This window comes from Peterkaempfera bronchialis (assembly GCF_003258605.2).
Classification (GTDB): Bacteria; Actinomycetota; Actinomycetes; order Streptomycetales; family Streptomycetaceae; genus Peterkaempfera; species Peterkaempfera bronchialis.
In genome coordinates this window covers 4657247-4674071 of sequence record NZ_CP031264.1, presented here as the reverse complement: position 1 = coordinate 4674071, position 16825 = coordinate 4657247, and the positions used below count along the sequence as shown (strand labels likewise).

Annotated in this window: 14 protein-coding genes; 7 read left to right on the top strand and 7 right to left on the bottom strand. The window is 72.9% G+C overall.

All coding sequences use genetic code 11. The features are described from left to right. Nucleotides 1-4: 4 nt before the first annotated feature. From C7M71_RS20920 to C7M71_RS20910, 3 genes are all read right to left on the bottom strand, one after another. The gene (locus tag C7M71_RS20920) at nucleotides 5-1702 is read right to left on the bottom strand and encodes an acyl-CoA mutase large subunit family protein (RefSeq protein ID WP_111491507.1); all 1698 of its coding nucleotides are present in this window, start codon (nucleotides 1700-1702) and stop codon (nucleotides 5-7) included. A gap of 127 nt (nucleotides 1703-1829) precedes the next feature. Continuing rightward, entirely contained in the window at nucleotides 1830-2159 is a 330-nt protein-coding gene (locus tag C7M71_RS20915) for a DUF3817 domain-containing protein (RefSeq protein ID WP_229758825.1), read from the bottom strand. Nucleotides 2160-2246: 87 nt separating this feature from the next. Next, nucleotides 2247-2810 carry a MarR family winged helix-turn-helix transcriptional regulator gene (locus tag C7M71_RS20910; RefSeq protein WP_111491509.1) on the bottom strand — a complete coding sequence of 188 codons (564 nt, stop codon included), beginning with the start codon at nucleotides 2808-2810 and terminating at the stop codon, nucleotides 2247-2249. Nucleotides 2811-3384: 574 nt separating this feature from the next. Between C7M71_RS20910 and C7M71_RS20905 the strand changes: the two genes are divergently transcribed. Continuing rightward, a complete protein-coding gene (locus C7M71_RS20905) occupies nucleotides 3385-4980 on the top strand; it encodes a M4 family metallopeptidase (protein WP_111491511.1) in 1596 nt (531 codons plus the stop codon). Between the two features lie 45 nt (nucleotides 4981-5025). Here the strand turns inward: C7M71_RS20905 and C7M71_RS20900 are convergent, their stop codons facing one another. Both C7M71_RS20900 and C7M71_RS20895 read right to left on the bottom strand, forming a co-directional pair. Next, nucleotides 5026-5334, bottom strand: coding sequence for an MTH1187 family thiamine-binding protein (locus tag C7M71_RS20900; RefSeq protein WP_111491513.1), 309 nt, complete (start codon nucleotides 5332-5334; stop codon nucleotides 5026-5028). After that, nucleotides 5334-5711, bottom strand: a complete 378-nt coding sequence (locus C7M71_RS20895; RefSeq protein WP_111491514.1) for a DUF3817 domain-containing protein — start codon at nucleotides 5709-5711, stop codon at nucleotides 5334-5336. Before C7M71_RS20895 ends, C7M71_RS20900 begins: the two co-directional genes overlap by 1 nt. A gap of 256 nt (nucleotides 5712-5967) precedes the next feature. Here C7M71_RS20895 and C7M71_RS20890 point away from each other — a divergent pair, with 256 nt between their 5' ends. The 4 genes from C7M71_RS20890 (at nucleotide 5968) to C7M71_RS20875 (ending at nucleotide 8740) form a co-directional block, all read left to right on the top strand. Beyond that, the gene (locus C7M71_RS20890) at nucleotides 5968-6606 is read left to right on the top strand and encodes an AIM24 family protein (RefSeq protein ID WP_111491516.1); all 639 of its coding nucleotides are present in this window, start codon (nucleotides 5968-5970) and stop codon (nucleotides 6604-6606) included. Then, a complete protein-coding gene (locus tag C7M71_RS20885; protein ID WP_111491518.1) occupies nucleotides 6606-7256 on the top strand; it encodes an AIM24 family protein in 651 nt (216 codons plus the stop codon). The genes C7M71_RS20890 and C7M71_RS20885 overlap by 1 nt, the downstream gene beginning before the upstream one ends. Then, nucleotides 7256-8137, top strand: a complete 882-nt coding sequence (locus tag C7M71_RS20880) for an AIM24 family protein (protein WP_111491520.1) — start codon at nucleotides 7256-7258, stop codon at nucleotides 8135-8137. Before C7M71_RS20885 ends, C7M71_RS20880 begins: the two co-directional genes overlap by 1 nt. A gap of 93 nt (nucleotides 8138-8230) precedes the next feature. Then, on the top strand, nucleotides 8231-8740 hold the full coding sequence (locus C7M71_RS20875; protein WP_111491521.1) for a MarR family winged helix-turn-helix transcriptional regulator: 510 nt from the start codon (nucleotides 8231-8233) through the stop codon (nucleotides 8738-8740). A gap of 9 nt (nucleotides 8741-8749) precedes the next feature. Here C7M71_RS20875 and meaB read toward each other — a convergent pair whose 3' ends face one another. Together meaB and C7M71_RS20865 are read right to left on the bottom strand one after the other, a co-directional pair. Continuing rightward, nucleotides 8750-9706: a methylmalonyl Co-A mutase-associated GTPase MeaB gene (gene meaB / locus C7M71_RS20870; RefSeq protein WP_111491526.1), complete on the bottom strand. Its 957-nt coding sequence runs from the start codon at nucleotides 9704-9706 to the stop codon at nucleotides 8750-8752. 353 nt (nucleotides 9707-10059) lie between these two features. Next, nucleotides 10060-11262, bottom strand: a complete 1203-nt coding sequence (locus tag C7M71_RS20865) for an acetyl-CoA C-acetyltransferase (protein ID WP_111491522.1) — start codon at nucleotides 11260-11262, stop codon at nucleotides 10060-10062. 420 nt (nucleotides 11263-11682) lie between these two features. Between C7M71_RS20865 and mce the strand changes: the two genes are divergently transcribed. Together mce and C7M71_RS20855 are read left to right on the top strand one after the other, a co-directional pair. Further along, a complete protein-coding gene (gene mce / locus C7M71_RS20860) occupies nucleotides 11683-12141 on the top strand; it encodes a methylmalonyl-CoA epimerase (protein WP_111491523.1) in 459 nt (152 codons plus the stop codon). 551 nt (nucleotides 12142-12692) lie between these two features. After that, nucleotides 12693-16751, top strand: a complete 4059-nt coding sequence (locus C7M71_RS20855; RefSeq protein WP_114914464.1) for a hypothetical protein — start codon at nucleotides 12693-12695, stop codon at nucleotides 16749-16751. Nucleotides 16752-16825: the final 74 nt, after the last annotated feature.

The window sequence follows — 16825 nt, the reverse complement described above, 5'->3', positions numbered from 1 at the left end:
GGCCTCAGAAGCCCGGCGGCTCGGTGTAGGTGCCCCACTCCTCGCGCAGCGCGTCGCAGATCTCGCCCAGCGTGGCCTCTGCCCGCACCGCCTCCAGCATCGGCGGCACCATGTTCGCCCCGGACCGGGCGGCCTCCAGCATCGCCGCGATCCCGGCCCGCACGGCCGCGTCGTCGCGGGCTGCCCGGCGTTCGGTCAGCAGCCTCACCTGCTCGGTCTCCACCTCATGGCTGACCCGCAGGATCTCCAGGTCGGAGGTGACCGTGGAGGTGTGGCAGTTGACGCCGACGACCCGCTTCTCGCCCTTCTCCAGCGCCTGCTGGTAGCGGAACGCCGACTCGGCGATCTCGCCCACGAACCAGCCGTCCTCTATCCCGCGCAGGATGCCCGCCGTCATCGGCCCCACCGGGTGCTCGGCCCCGCCGTTGCGCTCGCCCATGCGGCGGATCCGCTCGAAGATCGCCTCCGCCTCGGCCTCGATCCGGTCGGTGAGCGCCTCCACGTACCAGGAGCCGCCCAGCGGGTCGGCGACATTGGCGACCCCGGTCTCCTCCATCAGCACCTGCTGGGTGCGGAGCGCGATCTCCGCCGCCTGTGCCGAGGGCAGCGCCAGGGTCTCGTCCAGGGCGTTGGTGTGCAGCGAGTTGGTGCCGCCGAGGACGGCCGACAGCGCCTCCACGGCGGTGCGCACCACGTTGTTGTACGGCTGCTGCGCGGTGAGCGAGACCCCGGCGGTCTGGGTGTGGAAGCGCAGCCACTGCGCCTTGTCGGTCCTCGCCCCGTACACCTCGCGCATCCAGCGGGCCCAGATGCGGCGGGCGGCGCGGAACTTGGCGATCTCCTCGAAGAAGTCCAGGTGGGCGTCGAAGAAGAAGGAGAGGCCGGAGGCGAAGGCGTCCACGTCCAGTCCCCGGGAGAGGCCCAGTTCCACATAGCCGAAGCCGTCGGCCAGGGTGAAGGCCAGCTCCTGCGCGGCCGTGGCTCCGGCCTCCCGGATGTGGTAGCCGGAGACCGAGAGCGGCTTGTAGGCGGGGATGCCGGCCGCGCAGTACTCCATCAGGTCGCCGATCAGCCGCAGATGCGGCTCGGGGGCGAAGAGCCACTCCTTCTGGGCGATGTACTCCTTGAAGATGTCCGTCTGGAGGGTCCCGTTGAGCACCCCCGGGTCCACGCCCTGGCGCTCGGCGGCCACCAGGTACATGCAGAAGACCGGGACGGCCGGCCCCGAGATGGTCATCGAGGTGGTGACCTCGCCCAGCGGGATGCCCTCGAAGAGCACCTCCATGTCGGCGGCCGAGTCGATCGCCACCCCGCAGTGGCCCACCTCGCCCAGCGCACGCGGGTCGTCGGAGTCGCGGCCCATCAGGGTCGGCATGTCGAACGCCACCGAGAGGCCGCCGCCGCCCGCGTCCAGGATCATCCGGTAGCGCTCATTGGTCTGCCGGGCGTTGCCGAACCCGGCGAACTGCCGGATGGTCCAGGCCCGGCCCCGGTACCCGGTGGGGTGCAGCCCCCGGGTGAAGGGGTACTCGCCGGGCCAGCCGATCCGCTCGAAGCCCTCCACGGGCTGCCCGGGCGCGGGCCCGTAGACGGGCTCGACCGTGTCCCCGGAGAGGGTGGTGAAGTCCGCATCGCGCTTCCGCGCGTTGTCGTACCGCTGCTGCCAGCGGCTCCGGCCCGCCTCGATCTCCTCGGCATCCATGCCGCGACCCCGCTCCCGTGCGATTACTAGGACGTCCAACCAATTTACTCGGACGTCCTAGTATTTGTCGACGGGAACGGGCGGCCCCTTCCCCTCGGGAAGGAACCGCCCGCCGCACAGCCTCGGGTCAGACGCCGACCGGCTCCGGTACCGCCTTCTGCGGCGCCGCGTCGCGCACCACCCGGCGCTCGGCGAAGAACGACGCCAGCGGGATGGTCCCGGCCAGCAGCACCAGCACCAGCTTGCCCAGCGGCCACTTCAGCTTCATGCCCAGCAGGAACGCCACCACGAAGTAGGCCATGTAGAGGTAGCCGTGCAGCTGCGCCACATAGAGCGTGGCGTCCTTGCCCGCGCCGAAGCCGTACTTGGCGACCATGAAGCCGCACAGCAGCAGCAGCGCGCAGCCGGTCGCATAGGCCAGCACCCGGTACCAGGTCAGCAGGGGGTTCGACTTCACGGCGTTCGCCTCACATGCCAGGGGTCCAGGCGGCACGTCCGGACTCGGCACCGCCTCCCCGAGGGTAACCCCGCCCGGCGAGCGCGCTCAGCGGCGGGTCGCGGGCTCGGCGGTGTCGGCGTGGCCGGTGGTGGGGGCGGGCTCGGGGTCGGCGAAGTCGCCGGCGGCGATGCGGAGCGGGCGGAGGATGTCGAAGATCTCCTGGCACCGGTCGGGGTCGTACTCGTCCAGGCCGAACTCCATGGCCATCAGGTCGCGGGTGGCGGCCTCCACGACCCGGCGGCCCTGGTCGGTGATGGCGGCGAGCACGCCCCGGCCGTCGAGCGGGTTGGGGCGGCGGGAGACCAGGCCGGCCCGCTCCAGGCGGTCGACGGTGTTGGTGACGCTGGTGGGGTGGACCATCAGCCGCTCGCCGATCTTGGAGAGCGAGAGCTCCCCGGTCCGGCTGAAGGTGAGCAGCACCAGCGCCTCATAGCGGGCGAAGGTGAGCCCGTACGGCTTGACCACCGCGTCGACCCGGCCGAGCAGGATCTGGTGGGCGCGCATGATCGACGTGATCGCGGCCATCGCGGGGACGGTTCCCCAGCGCCTGGCCCACAGGTCGTCGGCGCGGGCGATCGGGTCGAAGTCAAGGCTGAGCGGCTTGGGCACGCCCCCACCGTACCGGCGCCGGGGCGGGCGGCCGAGGTCGGTCCACAGGCCGGTCCACAGGCCGGTCGCCGGGGCGGCCGGTGGCGGAGATCCGCCGCTGCGGCGGCCGGTCCGCGCCGGGGTGATCCGCGGTCGCGTGTCGGTGCGCGGACGCCGTGGCCACCCCCCGCCACCTGGAAGGACCGGCCGCCCGTCGTCCGGTGATCACCCGGCGGATCGCCCGCGCCCCACCCACCGCGCCTGGGTCGGCCCCGCAGCCGACGACCGGTTGGCGGCTGTCGGACGGGCAGCGGGCGTCGGGGCCGTGGCGAGAGTCCGCCAATAGATGAACGAGACCTGTCAATTCAGGTCTTCAATTGTCATGCTTCTCGCCAGCCAGCTCCGTACGGCGTCCGCGCCCACCCAGCGCGCACGCCGTGAGACCGCACGGAGCAGCACGTCAGCGCCCGTTCCGCCCACGAAGGCGTTCACCCGACGCCCCGGAGCGAGGCGCGACCGCGCACCCGCGGTGGTACCGAAAGGGAACACAGTGAAGCGAAAGCTGACAGCCGGAGCCCTCCTCTCGGCCTCGGCCATGCTCGTCGTGGGCATACAGGCGAGCACCGGTACGGCCAATGCCCTTCCCGGGTCGCTCTCGGGTCCGGCCGCCGCCGGGCAGCGAGCCCAGCTGGTCGAGCAGGCCACCACCCAGGCGCCCGGCCTGGCCCGGTCGCTGGCCCTCGGCAGCCAGGAGAAGCTGGTCGTCAGGGATGTCGTGGTGGACGCCGATGGCACCCGCCACCTGCGCTACGACCGCACCTACGGCGGCCTGCCCGTGCTCGGCGGCGACCTGGTGGTGCACCAGACCGCCGGCGGCGCCGTGAAGTCCGTGGACCGGGCCACCGGCCGCGCCCTCGACCTGAAGAGCCTCACCCCCGGCCTCACCTCGGCCAAGGCCGCCGCCAAGGCGACCACCACCGTCAAGGCGCTGGTGGGCGACACCTCCGACAAGGACGAGGCGCCGCTGGCGGCGGTCGGCACGGCCGACGCCCCGCAGCTGGTCGTCTGGGCCGCCTCGGGCACCCCCCGGCTGGCGTACGAGACCGTGGTCAGCGGCACCCGCGCCGACGGCACCCCGAGCGAGCAGCATGTGGTCACCGACGCCGCCTCGGGCGCCGTGCTCCAGCAGCACGAGGCGATCCAGACCGCGGCCGGCACCGGCCAGGGCATCTTCGTGGGCACGGTCCCGCTGACCACCACCCAGTCCGGCTCGACCTACCAGCTGAAGGACGCCTCCCGGGGCAACCAGTACACGACCGACCTGGCGGGCAAGACCAGCGGCAGCGGCACCCTCTACACCGACGCCGACAACATCTGGGGCACCGGCACCGTCTCCAACGGCCAGTCGGCGGCGGTGGACGCCCAGTACGGCGCCGCCGTCACCTGGGACTTCTACAAGAACACCTTCGGCCGCAACGGCATCGCCAACGACGGCAAGGGCGCCTACAGCCGCGTCCACTACGGCAAGAACTACGTCAATGCCTTCTGGGACGACTCCTGCTTCTGCATGACCTACGGCGACGGCTCGGGCAACACCCACCCGCTCACCGAACTGGACGTCGCCGGCCATGAGATGAGCCACGGTGTCACCAGCCGCACCGCGCGCCTCAACTACTCGGGCGAGTCCGGCGGCCTCAACGAGGCGACCTCGGACATCTTCGGCACCATGGTGGAGTTCTACGCCAACCTGCCCACCGACAAGCCGGACTACCTCATCGGCGAGCTGATCAACATCAACGGCAATGGCACGCCGCTGCGCTACATGGACAAGCCGTCCAAGGACGGCGCCTCCGCCGACTACTGGTCGTCCAGCGTGAAGAACCTCGACGTCCACTACTCCTCGGGCGTCGCCAACCACTTCTTCTACCTGCTGGCCGAGGGCAGCGGCGCCAAGAGCATCAACGGCGTCAGCTACAACAGCCCCACCTACAGCGGCAGCACGGTCACCGGCATCGGCCGCGACAAGGCCGCCGCCGTCTGGTACCGGGCGCTGACCGTCTACATGACCTCGACCACCAACTACGCGTCCGCCCGCACCGCCACCCTCAACGCCGCCAAGGACCTCTACGGCAGCGGCTCCACCGAGTACAACGCGGTCGCCGCCGCGTGGACCGGCGTCAACGTCAACTGACGCGATGCCCTCCAGGGGCCCGGGCGGTGCGCCCGGGCCCCTGGCTCATCTCTGGTCCGACTCCGAGGCGAGATACCGCTCGACGGAGTCGACCTTGGCGGTGAGGCCGTCCACCACTCCGGGGCGGATGTCCGCCTTGATCACCACGCTGACCCGGGGGGCGCGGGCGACGACGGTGTCGACGGCCCGCCTGACCACGGCCATCACCTCGTCCCACTCGCCCTCGACCGAGGTGAACATGGCGTCGGTACGGTTGGGCAGGCCGGACTCCCGGACCACCCGCACCGCCTCAGCGACATACTCTCCGACGTCCTCACCCACGCCCAGCGGGGTGACCGAGAAGGCGACGATCATCAGGCGGCGGCCTTCTCTGCGGCCTCTGCGGCCTCTGCGGCCTCTGCGGCCCCGGCCGGCGTGTAGCCCTCCCGCTCCTCGCGGGCCAGCATCCGCTCGGCGAAGAAGCCCCCGGCGGGCAGGACGGAGAGCACGAGCATCAGCACCCCGCGCCGGGCGTCCCAGCGCTGCTTCTTCCAGGCGTCGGCGAGGAAGAGCAGATAGAGGACGAAGAGCACGCCGTGCACCATGCCCATCACCGGCACCGCATTGAACTCGGTGGTGCGCTTGAGCACCGCGCAGACCAGCAGGACGAGGAAGGAGGCGGCCTCGGGGGCGGAGACGAGGCGCAGACGGTGGACGGCGCTGCTCTTCACGGCGGATGACCTCACTGACATGGGGGCGGATGCTTGTGAACGGACGCACAAGCTCGCCCCCATTATCACCATCCGCACTCCGCTCCCCCGCCGCAGGGCACCCGTTGCGAGCCACGTCACAGCCGCCGTCACAGCCGTGATTCCGACGGCCGACCCGGCGGCTGCGGCCGCTGCGGCGGACTGAAGCGCGCCCGGCTGTCCCTGGAATGTCCCGGATCGGTACCGGTACGGCGCGTGCCTCTCGCCTACCGGACCGGTCGCCGTTACCTTGTGGCCCGTGGCACAGTTTCGGCTCCAGGGGTCCAAGGTGCTCGCCGTCGACATGATGGGCGACGCCGTCAAGGCCCGCAACGGGTCCATGGTCGCCTACAGCGGCCAGATGTCGTTCAAGAAGCTCACGGGCGGGGGTGACGGCCTGCGTGGCATGGTGACGCGCCGTCTGACCGGTGAGCAGATGACCGTGATGGAGGTGAAGGGGCAGGGTACCTGCTACTTCGCGGACCGGGCCACCGAGGTGAACCTGGTCCGGCTGAACGGCGAGACGCTCTTTGTCGAGGCCGACAACCTGCTCTGCACCGAGGCGACGCTCCGTACCGGCACCTCCTTCACCGGGTTGCACGGCGCGGCCTCCGGCAACGGCCTCTTCACCACCAAGGTGGAGGGCCAGGGTTGGGCGGCGGTGATGTCGGACGGACCGGCGATCATCCTGCGGGTCTCCCAGGGGATGCCGCTGCGGGTCGACCCGGGCGCGTACATCGCGCACACCGGCAACCTCAACCGGGGTTTCAAGTCCGGGGCGGGGTTCAGCACCTTCTTCGGCGAGGGGGGCGGCGAGGCGATGCAGATCGAGTTCACCGGCGACGGCCTGGTGTATGTGCAGCCGTCGGAGCGCAGCACGATCGGCGGTAACGTCTGATGCCGTTCACCAGGATCAACGGGAAGATGGTCGAGGCCCAGCTCTTCCCCGGCCAGCGGGTGTTCAGCCAGCGCGGCGCGATGCTCGCCTACAGCGGGCAGGTCACCTTCGCGCCCAATCTGATGGGCGGCCAGGGCGGCATGATGTCGATGCTCGGCCGCCGGGTGGCCAATGAGGACACCCCGCTGATGACGGTCGAGGGCCAGGGCCGGGTGATGTTCGGGCACGGCGGGCACCATGTGCATGTGATCGACCTCACCGGCGACACCCTCTATGTGGAGGCCGACCGGCTGCTCGCCTTCGACGGCACCCTTCAGCAGTCCACCATGTTCATGGGCTCGCAGGGCGGGGTGATGGGCCTGGTACGCGGCCAGGTGACCGGGCAGGGGCTCTTCACCACCCAGCTCAGCGGCCAGGGCTCGGTGGCGGTGATGGCCCACGGGGGCGTCATCGAGCTGCCGATCAGCCCGCAGCAGCCGATCCATGTGGACCCGCAGGCGTATGTGGCGCACCGGGGCGACGTCCGCAACAAGCTGTCCTCGGCGCTGGGTTGGCGCGACATGATCGGCCGGGGTTCGGGTGAGGCATTCCAGCTGGAGCTGTCCGGCCACGGGATGGTCTATGTGCAGGCCAGTGAGGAGAAGCTCTGATGTCCTACTCGCCGCAGCCCCCGGGGTACCCGCCGCAGCAGGGCTACCCGCAACAGGGCTACCCGCCGCAGCAGTTCGGCGGGCCGCCGCTGCCGCAGACGCCGGCGGGCGGTCCGGTGGTGCATGACGCGCACTCGCTGCCCAGCAACGACAACGTCAACGACCATGCCTTCTCGGTGGACCTCAACGGCCAGTACTTCCTCCAGAAGGGGAAGATGGTCGCGTACTACGGGAACATCCAGTTCCATGGCATCGGCCATGGGCCGCTGGACTCCCTGATCGGCAAGAGCTTCCACTCGCCGCTGCACGCCGCCGACTGGGTGGTTGCGGAGGGTCAGGGCAAGATGATCCTGGCCGACCGGGCGTTCGACCTGAACTCCTACGACCTGGAGGACGGCAACCTCACGGTCCGGTCCGGCAATCTGCTGGCGTTCGACCCCGAGCTGTCGCTGAAGCAGTCGATCATCCCGGGGTTCCTCACCCTGATCGGCACCGGCAAGTTCGTGGCGGCGTCCAATGGGCCGGTGCACTTCGTGGAGCCGCCGATCCGGGTCGATCCGCAGGCGCTGGTCGGCTGGGCCGACTGCCCGTCCCCCTGCCACCACTACGACCACAGCTATCTGCGGGGCGTCCTGGGCGGCATCCGGCAGCTGACCGGGCTGGGCGGGGTCTCCGGCGAGGAGCACCAGTTCGAGTTCATCGGCGCGGGGCAGGTGCTGCTCCAGTCGTCCGAGCAGTTGATGGCCGACATCGACATCGGCCGGGTGCCCAACGAGGCGGGTATCCCGGGTGCGGGCGCCGCCTCGCAGACCGGTCGGCCGTACGGCGGCGGCCAGCAGGTCCCGGGGCTGGGCGACCTGGGGCGGCGCTTCGGGCTCTGACGCCTCCTGCGGGTCAGGTGGTGGGTCGGGGGCCGCAGCGGCGCGGACCCCGACCTTTGTACAAAGTTCAACTTCATCAGGTATCATGACCGCATGGACACGCATACCGCATCCCCGGCCGCCGACACCCCGGCTGAGGACCGGGCGCCCTGGCTCACCGCCCAGGAGCAGCGGCTGTGGCGTGCCCACCTCGATGTGAGCCGGCTGCTGGAGTACCAGCTGGGTCGGGAGCTCCAGCCGCACGGGCTGGCCATGAACGACTACGAGATCCTGGTGGTGCTCTCCGAGGAGTCCAAGCGCCGGATGCGGATGACCGACCTGGCCACGGCCACCCTCCAGTCCAAGAGCCGCCTCTCGCACCAGATCACCCGGATGGAGAAGTCCGGGCTGGTGGTCCGCGAGGGCTGTCCGGGCGACCGCCGGGGCCTGTACGCGGTCCTCACCGACAAGGGCTGGGAGGTGCTGCGCAAGGTCGCCCCGGAGCATGTGCGCAGCGTCCGGCACCACTTCATCGACCGCTTCGACGAGGACCAGATCGCCGCGCTGTACGAGGCGCTGGCCCCCGTCGCCGAGCATCTGCGGGCGCTGCGCGGCCGAGGCTGACCGGCCTGCTCAAGCCTGGGTGACGCCGTCCACCAGCTCATCGGCGGCCGCGTACGGGTCCAGGGTGCCCGCCGCCACCCGCTCGGCCAGCGACTCCAGCCGGCGGTCGCCGTGCAGGTCGCCCATCCGGCTGCGCAGCGCCGCCACCGCGATGGCCTCGACCTCGTCACCGGCCCGGCGCCGGCGGCGGGCGGCCAGCTCGCCGCGCTCCTCCATCCAGGCGCGGTGCTTCTCCAGCGCCTCGACCGTCTCGTCCACGCCCTCGGAGCGCGCCGCCACCGTCTTGACGATCGGCGGACGCCAGTCGCCCGGCTTGCGGGACTCGCCCAGCGCGAGCATATGGCCCAGTTCCCGGACGGTGGCGTCGGCGCCGTCCCGGTCCGCCTTGTTGACCACAAAGACGTCGCCGATCTCCAGGATGCCCGCCTTGGCCGCCTGGATGCCGTCGCCCATGCCCGGGGCCAGCAGCACCACGGTGGTGTCGGCCTGCGCCGCGATCTCCACCTCGGACTGGCCCACCCCGACCGTCTCCACCAGGATCACCTCGCAGCCGGCCGCGTCCAGCACCCGCAGCGCCTGCGGTGCCGCCCAGGAGAGCCCGCCCAGGTGGCCTCGGGTCGCCATGGAGCGGATGTAGACCTCGGGGTCGGTGGCGTGGTCCTGCATCCGCACCCGGTCACCGAGCAGCGCCCCGCCGGAGAACGGCGAGGAGGGGTCGACGGCCAGCACGCCGACCCGCTTGCCGCGCTTGCGGTAGGCGGTGACCAGCGCGGAGGTGGAGGTGGACTTGCCGACGCCCGGCGAACCGGTGAGCCCCACCGTGTAGGCGCGGCCGGTGTAGGGGGCGAGCGCGGCCATCACCTCCCGCAGGTGCGGGGAGGCGTTCTCCACCAGCGAGATCAGCCGGGCCACCGCACGGGGGCGGCCCTGCCGCGCCTGCTCCACCAGCGTCGGCACATCGATCATGAAGGTCATCTCTTCCGGCAGTCGGTGGTCGCAAGGAGTGGGGGGGCGGGACGCGAGGGGTGAGGCGGGAGGCGGGACGCAAGGAGTGGGACGGGAGGCGGGACGCAAGGAGTGGGGGGCGGGACGCAAGGAGTGAGGCGGGAGACGGGACGCGAGGGGTGAGGCGGGAGGCGAGGGGTGGGACGGGGGCGGGAGGCTGGAGGCGAGGAGTATCCGGGGAGCGGGACGCGAAGGGTGGCCGGGGGACCGTACGCAAGGGGTGTGCCCCGGGGCGGGGCGCAGAGGCAGGCGGGGCGGGACACAAGGAGGGTGCCTCCGGGGCGGAGCCCCGGAGGCACCCCCCGACCCGTGGGTCAGGCCCGGGGCACCCGGACGATCAGGGCGTCGCCCTGGCCGCCGCCGCCGCAGAGGGCGGCAGCGCCGACGCCGCCGCCCCGGCGCTTCAGCTCAAGCGCCAGGTGCAGCACGATGCGGGCGCCGGACATCCCGATGGGGTGGCCGAGCGCGATGGCGCCGCCGTTGACATTGACCTTGTCGGTGGTGACGCCCAGGTCCTTCATGGACTGCACGGCGACGGCGGCGAACGCCTCGTTGATCTCGATCAGGTCCAGGTCGCCGACGGCCAGGCCCTCCTTGGCCAGCGCATGCGCGATGGCGTTGGACGGCTGGGATTGGAGCGAGTTGTCCGGCCCGGCCACATTGCCGTGGGCGCCGATCTCGGCGATCCACTCCAGGCCCAGCTCCTCGGCCTTGGCCCGGCTCATCACGACCACCGCGGCGGCGCCGTCGGAGATCTGCGAGGAGGTCCCGGCGGTGATGGTGCCGTCCTTGCTGAAGGCGGGGCGCAGCCGGCCCAGCGACTCGGCGGTGGTCTCCGGACGGATGCCCTCGTCCTGGCTGAAGAGCACCGGGTCGCCCTTGCGCTGCGGGATCTCGACGGGGACGATCTCCGCCTCGAAGAGGCCGTTCTTCTGGGCGGCGGCGGCCCGCTGGTGGGAGAGGGCGGCGACCTCGTCCTGGACCTCCCGGCCGATGCCCAGCCGGGTGTTGTGCTTCTCGGTGGACTCGCCCATGGCGACGTTCTCGAAGGCGTCGGTGAGGCCGTCGTGCGCCATGGCGTCCAGCAGCTGGATGGAGCCGTACTTGTAGCCCTCGCGCGACTTGGGGAGCAGGTGCGGGGCGTTGGTCATGGACTCCTGGCCGCCGGCCACCACGATGTCGAACTCACCCGCCCGGATCAGCTGGTCGGCCAGGGCGATGGCGTCCAGACCGGAGAGGCAGACCTTGTTGACGGTGAGCGAGGGGACGCTCATCGGGATGCCGGCCTTGACTGCGGCCTGCCGGGCGGGCATCTGGCCGGCGCCGGCCTGGAGCACCTGGCCCATGATCACGTACTGCACCTGGTCGCCGCTGATCCCGGCCCGCTCCAGGGCCGCCCTGATGGCGAAGGCACCGAGGTCGGCGCCCGAGAAGCCCTTCAGCGAACCGAGCAGGCGGCCCATCGGGGTGCGCGCACCCGCGACGATGACAGAGGTGGTGCCGGCGGATCCGGTCATATGGAACGAGCCCCTTTGCGCGTCATGCTACGGGCCCCGGCACGGTGGGTCGTCGGCCTCGACCCCGTCGCCATGGGGGTCCCCCCGGCCAGGGGCCGGAGGAGGGTCGGGCGGCCGTACGGGCCGGTGGGCAGGGCCCAGGTGAGGGTTTTCGCCCAATGTACTGAGCCGTAATCCCGCCGTCACCGCAGCCGGAGTGTGATCACGGGCACGTCGCCGACCGGTTTCGCGCTGCCGCACCCACCGGCCGCCGACCGCACCCGTCGATCCCAGTATGGGCGTGCCCGGGGCGGATCGGACGGATCGGACGCACCGGTCACACCCTGTGTGAGCAGGCTCGCAAGACGCTCCACTGGTCGCCGACCGCCGGATGCGCTGGACTGTGGGTCCCGGGAATGCCCGATCCTGACGGAGGTCCCCTTGCTGACCCGCATCGACCACATCGGCATCGCCTGCTTCGACTTGGACCGAACGGTGGAGTTCTACCGCTCCACCTACGGCTTCGAGGTCTTCCACAGTGAGGTCAACGAGGAGCAGGGGGTGCGCGAGGCCATGCTGCGCATCAACGGCACCGACGACGGGGGCGCCTCGTACCTCCAGCTCCTGGAGCCGGTCCGGGAGGACTCCACCGTCGCCAAGTGGCTGGCGAAGAACGGGGAGGGCGTGCACCACATCGCCTTCGGCACCGCGGACGTGGACGCGGACGCCGCCGAGATCCGGGGCAAGGGCGTCCGGGTGCTGTACGACGAGCCCCGGAAGGGCTCGATGGGGTCGCGCATCACCTTTCTGCACCCCAAGGACTGCGGCGGTGTCCTCACCGAGTTGGTGACCGCCGCCACCGGGGCACACGCCGAGCACGCCGAGCAGACCGAGCACTGACCGCCGAGCGCCGAGCCCGCACGGTTCCTCCGCGACTTTTCCACATCCCGGGGCGCACCGTGCGGGCAGAACCCCGCAGAGAGGGTCGAACCCGCCGGTAAACCAAGGAAAAGCCGGAGGCGGCCGGTGCGGGCCGCCGTCGCACGACTACAATGCCCGGGTGCGCCGAAACCCGTGCGGAAACGGGTCGCTGGGGCGCAGGCCGGCAGGCGCGCGGACGTAAGGGGACGAGCAGGGCAGCAGCGTGCGGGCGGCGGACGGTGTCCGACGGCAGGATTGCCGGAGGGAGCCGCACCGGGGAGGGCGACAGCCGCAGCCGGAGGCTGAAGGCCGTGTGGGAATCTGTCACCATTCTCGGGTAAGGCAACAGTTCGTCGAGGAGCTCACCCGGTCGGGCGCGCTCCGACCGTGCCGGAGGACCCCTCGTCACCCGGGGTGGAGTCCACCGGCCGCAGGTGCAAGGGTCCGCCGGGGCCGATCCCAGTCAGGGCAGGGGAATCGGAATCCCGCGCGGGTCGAGGACGCGACCAGGAGATGGATGGGACCGCGGAGTGCGGGGCTACGACCGCTACGAGGTTGACGATCACCTCTCCAAGTTCGAGGCCGAGATGGACCGGCTTCGGACGGAGCGGGACAAGGCCGTCGAGCATGCCGAGGACCTCGGCTACCAGGTGGAGGTCCTCCGGGCCAAGCTGCACGAATCCCGTCGGCAGCTGGCCCAGCCGCGCGCCTTCGACTCCGTGGCCGGGCAGGCCGAGCAGTTGCTGCGCAACGCCGAGATGCAGGCACAGCAGCTGCGGGCGGACGCCGAGCGGCAGCTGCGCGAGTCCCAGGCGGCCACCCAGCGGCTGATGGCGGAGGCCGCCGAGCGGTCCGCCCGCATCGAGGCCGAGATGCAGGCCGAGGCCCAGGCCCGCCGGCAGCGGCTGGAGGAGGAGCTGGCCGAGCTGCGGCGCAACGCCGAGCGGCACGTCAGCGAGAACGTCAACTGGGCCGAGCAGGCCCGGGCCGGCACCGAGCAGGAGTCCCAGCGGCTGCTCCAGGAGTCCCGGCTGGAGGCGGAGCGGATGCTGGCCGCCGCCCGCGCCGAGGCCGCCGCCGTCGCCGACCAGGCCCGCGCGCAGACCGCAGCCGACGTCGAGTCCACCCGCGCCGACGCCGAGCGGGCCCTGCAACGCGCCCAGCAGCAGGCCGAGCGGCTGCTGAAGGCCGCCGCCGAGCAGGCCCAGGAGGCCGCCTCCCAGGCCGAGCGGCTGCGCGGCAGCGCCGCCAGCGAGGCGGAGAGCAGGCTCGCCGCCGCCCAGGCCGAGATCGAACGGCTCAAGCAGGAGACGGCCGAGGCCAAGGCCCTGGCCGAGCAGTCCCTGGCGCAGTCCCAGGCCGAGGTGGAGCGGCTGCGGGCGGAGGCCGAGCAGTTGCGCGCCGACGCCGCAGCCGAGGCCGAGCGCGCCCGCCGGGAGGCCGCCGAGCTGCGCGCCGAGGCCGAGCGGGCCGCCGAGCAGTTGCAGGCCGACGCCGAGGCCGCCGCCGAGCGGCGGGTCTCCGACACCGAGGCCGCCAGCGAGCAGCGCACCTCGACCGCCAAGGCGGAGATCGCCCGCATGGTGGCCAACGCCACCAAGGACGCCGAGCGGATCAAGTCCGAGGCGGACGCCGTCCGGGCGGCCGCCGCCGAGGAGGCCGAGCGGATCAGGGCCGAGGCCGAGGCCACCGCCGAGGCGCTCCGCTCCGAGGCCCTGGAGCAGGGCCGCAGCGAGGGCGCCAAGGACGCCACCGTGCACCTGGCCAAGGCGGCGCGGACCGCCGAGGACGTGGTGGCGCGGGCCACCGCCGAGGCCGGGTCCACCCGCGCGGAGGCCGCCGCCGAGGCCGAGCGGATCCGCGCCGAGGCCAAGGCCGAGGTGGACCGGCTGCGGGCCGAGGCGCAGGCCGCCGCCGAGCAGACGCAGAGCGCCGCGCTGGACGAGACGGCGGACATCCGCGCCCGGATCCAGGAGATGCACGACGAGGCGGCCCGGCTGCGGGCCGAGGCCGAGCAGCTGCGCGCCGACGCCGCAGCCGAGGCCGAGCGCGCCCGCAGCGAGGCCCGCCGCCAGGCCGTGGTGCGGATCGAGGAGGCCGCGCACAGCGCCGAGGAGCTGCTGACCCGGGCCAAGGCGGACGCCGACGACCTGCGGGCGGGCGCCGCCGGCGAGGTGGAGCGGCTGCGCGAGCAGGCCAAGGAGCGGGCGGCGGAGATCCAGAGCCGCGCCGAGCAGGTGCTGGACCGGGCCCGTACCGAGTCCGAGAAGATCACCGCCGAGGCCGAGCAGCTGCGCGACCGTACGGTGGAGACCGCCGAGCAGGAGGCCGCCGAGCTGGCACGGCAGGCCGCCGAGCAGACCGAGGCGGTGCGCCGGGAGGCCGAGGAGTTCTCGGCCCGGGTGCGCGCGGAGGCCGACACCGCCGCACAGGCGCTGCGCGCCGAGACGGAGGCCGCCGCCCAGGCCCACCGGGCCGATGCCGAGGCATACGCGCTCGCGCTGCGCGAGGAGGCGGCGCGGGAGCGGGAGGAGGCCGCCGAGGGCCTGCTGCGCGACCGCACCGAGACCACCCGGCTGCTGACCGCCGCCGAGCAGGCATCCCAGGAGGCGGCGCAGCAGGCGGCGGAGCTCGCCGAGCGGTCCGCGCGGGAGGCCGAGCAGGTGCGTGCCGAGGCCGCCGCCGAGGTGGAGGAGGCCCGGACCAGGGTCGCCGCCGAGGTGGCCGCCAAGCGGGCCGAGGCCGAGGCCGAGGCGGTCCGGCTGCGCGCCGAGGCACAGGCCGAGGCCGAGCGGCTGCGGGCGGACGCCGAGACGGAGACCGCCCGGATGCGCGAGGAGGCCCGCCAGTCGCAGGAGGCCGCCGAGCAGCTGGGCGCCGAGCTGATGGCCGACGCGGAGTCCCGGGCGGCGGCGCTGGCCGCCGAGGCCGAGCAGGACCGCACCGCGGCCAGCGAGGAGGCGGCGCGGCTCACCGCCGAGGCCGCCGAGCAGCTGGAGCACGCCCGCGCCGAGTCCGACCGCACCCTCGCCGAGGCGGAGCGCCGGGCCGCCCGGCTGGTCGCCACCGCCGAGGACGAGGCCGCCGAGGTCCGCCAGTCGGTGGCGGGCCTGTACGAGGCGGCGGAGCGGCAGACCGCCCAGCTGCGCGCGGACGCCGAGCGGGAGGCCGCCGAGGTGCGGACGGCCGCCGCCCGGGAGACCGCCGAACTGCGCGAGACCGCCGACCGGGAGACCGCCGAGCTGCGGGCCCGGGTCGACGCCGAGACCGCCCGGCTGCGCCAGGAGGCCGCCGACGACGCCTCCCGGCTGCACGCCGAGGCCGACGGGTACGCGGCACGGATCCGGGCGGAGGCCGAGGCCGAGCGGGAGTCCGCCGAGGCATACGGCCGCGACCGGCGGGCCGCCGCCGACGCGGACGCCACCCGGGTGCTCACCGAGGCCGACGAACTGGCCGCCGCCGCCCGGGCGGAGGCGGAGGAGTACGCCGCCGCCACCCGGGCCGCAGCCGCCCGTACCCTCGCCGAGGCGGAGGACCGGGCCGCAGCGCTGGTCCGGCAGGCGCAGGCCGACGCGGAGGCGCTGGCCACCGAGGCGCAGACCGCCGCGCTGGCCACCACCGCCGCCGCCGAGGAGCAGGCGGACGCCATGGTGGCCGCCGCCCGCAAGGGCGCCGACCGGCTGGTCGCCGAGGGCACCGCGGAGGGCCAGGCGGCGGTGGAGCGGGCTCGGGCCGACGCGGACGCGCTGCTGGCGGAGGCCCGCCGGGACTCCACCGCGATCCGGGAGCGCGCCGAGGAGCTGCGCGACCGCACCGACGCCGAGGTGGAGGCGCTGCACGAGCGGGCCCGCAAGGAGGCCGCAGAGGCGCTGAAGTCGGCCGGCGAGCGGGTGGACAAGCTGGTGGCCGCCGCCCAGGAGCAGCTGACCGAGGCCGAGGAGCTGGCGGTGGAGACGGTGGCGGAGGCCGAGGAGCGGGCCGCCGCGCTGGTCGCCGCCGCCGAGGAGCGGGCGTCCACGCTGGGCTCCGAGGCGTCCTCCGAGGCCAGCAAGGTGCGGATCGCCGCCGTGAAGAAGGCCGAGGCGCTGCTCAAGGAGGCCGAGCAGAAGCTCGCCGACTCCGAGGCGGAGGCCAAGCGCCGCCGTACCGAGGCCGAGGGGCATCTGGCGTCCGCTCAGGAGGAGTCCGAGGAGCGGCTGGAGAAGGCGTCGACCGAGGTGGAGAAGCGGCTGCGGGAGGCCGCCGAGGAGGCCGAGGAGAAGCTGCGCCTCGCCCGCGAGGAGGCCGAGCGGATCGTCGCGGAGGCCCGCGAGGAGGCCCAGCGCGCCACCGACTCGGGACGGCGGGAGCTGGACGAGCTGGTACGCCGCCGGAAGGACATCAACACCGAGATCGCACGAGTCCAGGACGTGCTGTCGGCGCTGGAGGCTTTCGAAGCCCCCTCGGCGGCCGGTCAGCGCAACGGGGGAGGCAGTTCAGGCAAGGCGGGCGGCAGTGCCGGAGGCCGCGACGGGGGCGCCAGGGCAGGGGCCGGAGTGGGCTCCGCACGGTCGGGTGGAAAGCGTGCTGACAGCTCACCACCCGATTGAGCGGACATTCTCCATCAACCCTCGGCTTCTGCTCGATGACACTCCGGTTTCGTGCCAGGATTCCCCCTATCACC

Coding starts and splice junctions, on each gene's coding strand:
- meaB (WP_111491526.1), bottom strand. CDS start 9,706: ATGATCGATGTGCCGACGCTGGTGGAGCAGGCGCGGCAGGGCCGCCCC.
- C7M71_RS20920 (WP_111491507.1), bottom strand. CDS start 1,702: ATGGATGCCGAGGAGATCGAGGCGGGCCGGAGCCGCTGGCAGCAGCGG.
- C7M71_RS20905 (WP_111491511.1), top strand. CDS start 3,385: ATGCTCGTCGTGGGCATACAGGCGAGCACCGGTACGGCCAATGCCCTT.
- C7M71_RS20895 (WP_111491514.1), bottom strand. CDS start 5,711: ATGTCAGTGAGGTCATCCGCCGTGAAGAGCAGCGCCGTCCACCGTCTG.
- C7M71_RS20900 (WP_111491513.1), bottom strand. CDS start 5,334: ATGATCGTCGCCTTCTCGGTCACCCCGCTGGGCGTGGGTGAGGACGTC.
- C7M71_RS20885 (WP_111491518.1), top strand. CDS start 6,606: ATGCCGTTCACCAGGATCAACGGGAAGATGGTCGAGGCCCAGCTCTTC.
- C7M71_RS20875 (WP_111491521.1), top strand. CDS start 8,231: ATGGACACGCATACCGCATCCCCGGCCGCCGACACCCCGGCTGAGGAC.
- C7M71_RS20865 (WP_111491522.1), bottom strand. CDS start 11,262: ATGACCGGATCCGCCGGCACCACCTCTGTCATCGTCGCGGGTGCGCGC.
- C7M71_RS20880 (WP_111491520.1), top strand. CDS start 7,256: ATGTCCTACTCGCCGCAGCCCCCGGGGTACCCGCCGCAGCAGGGCTAC.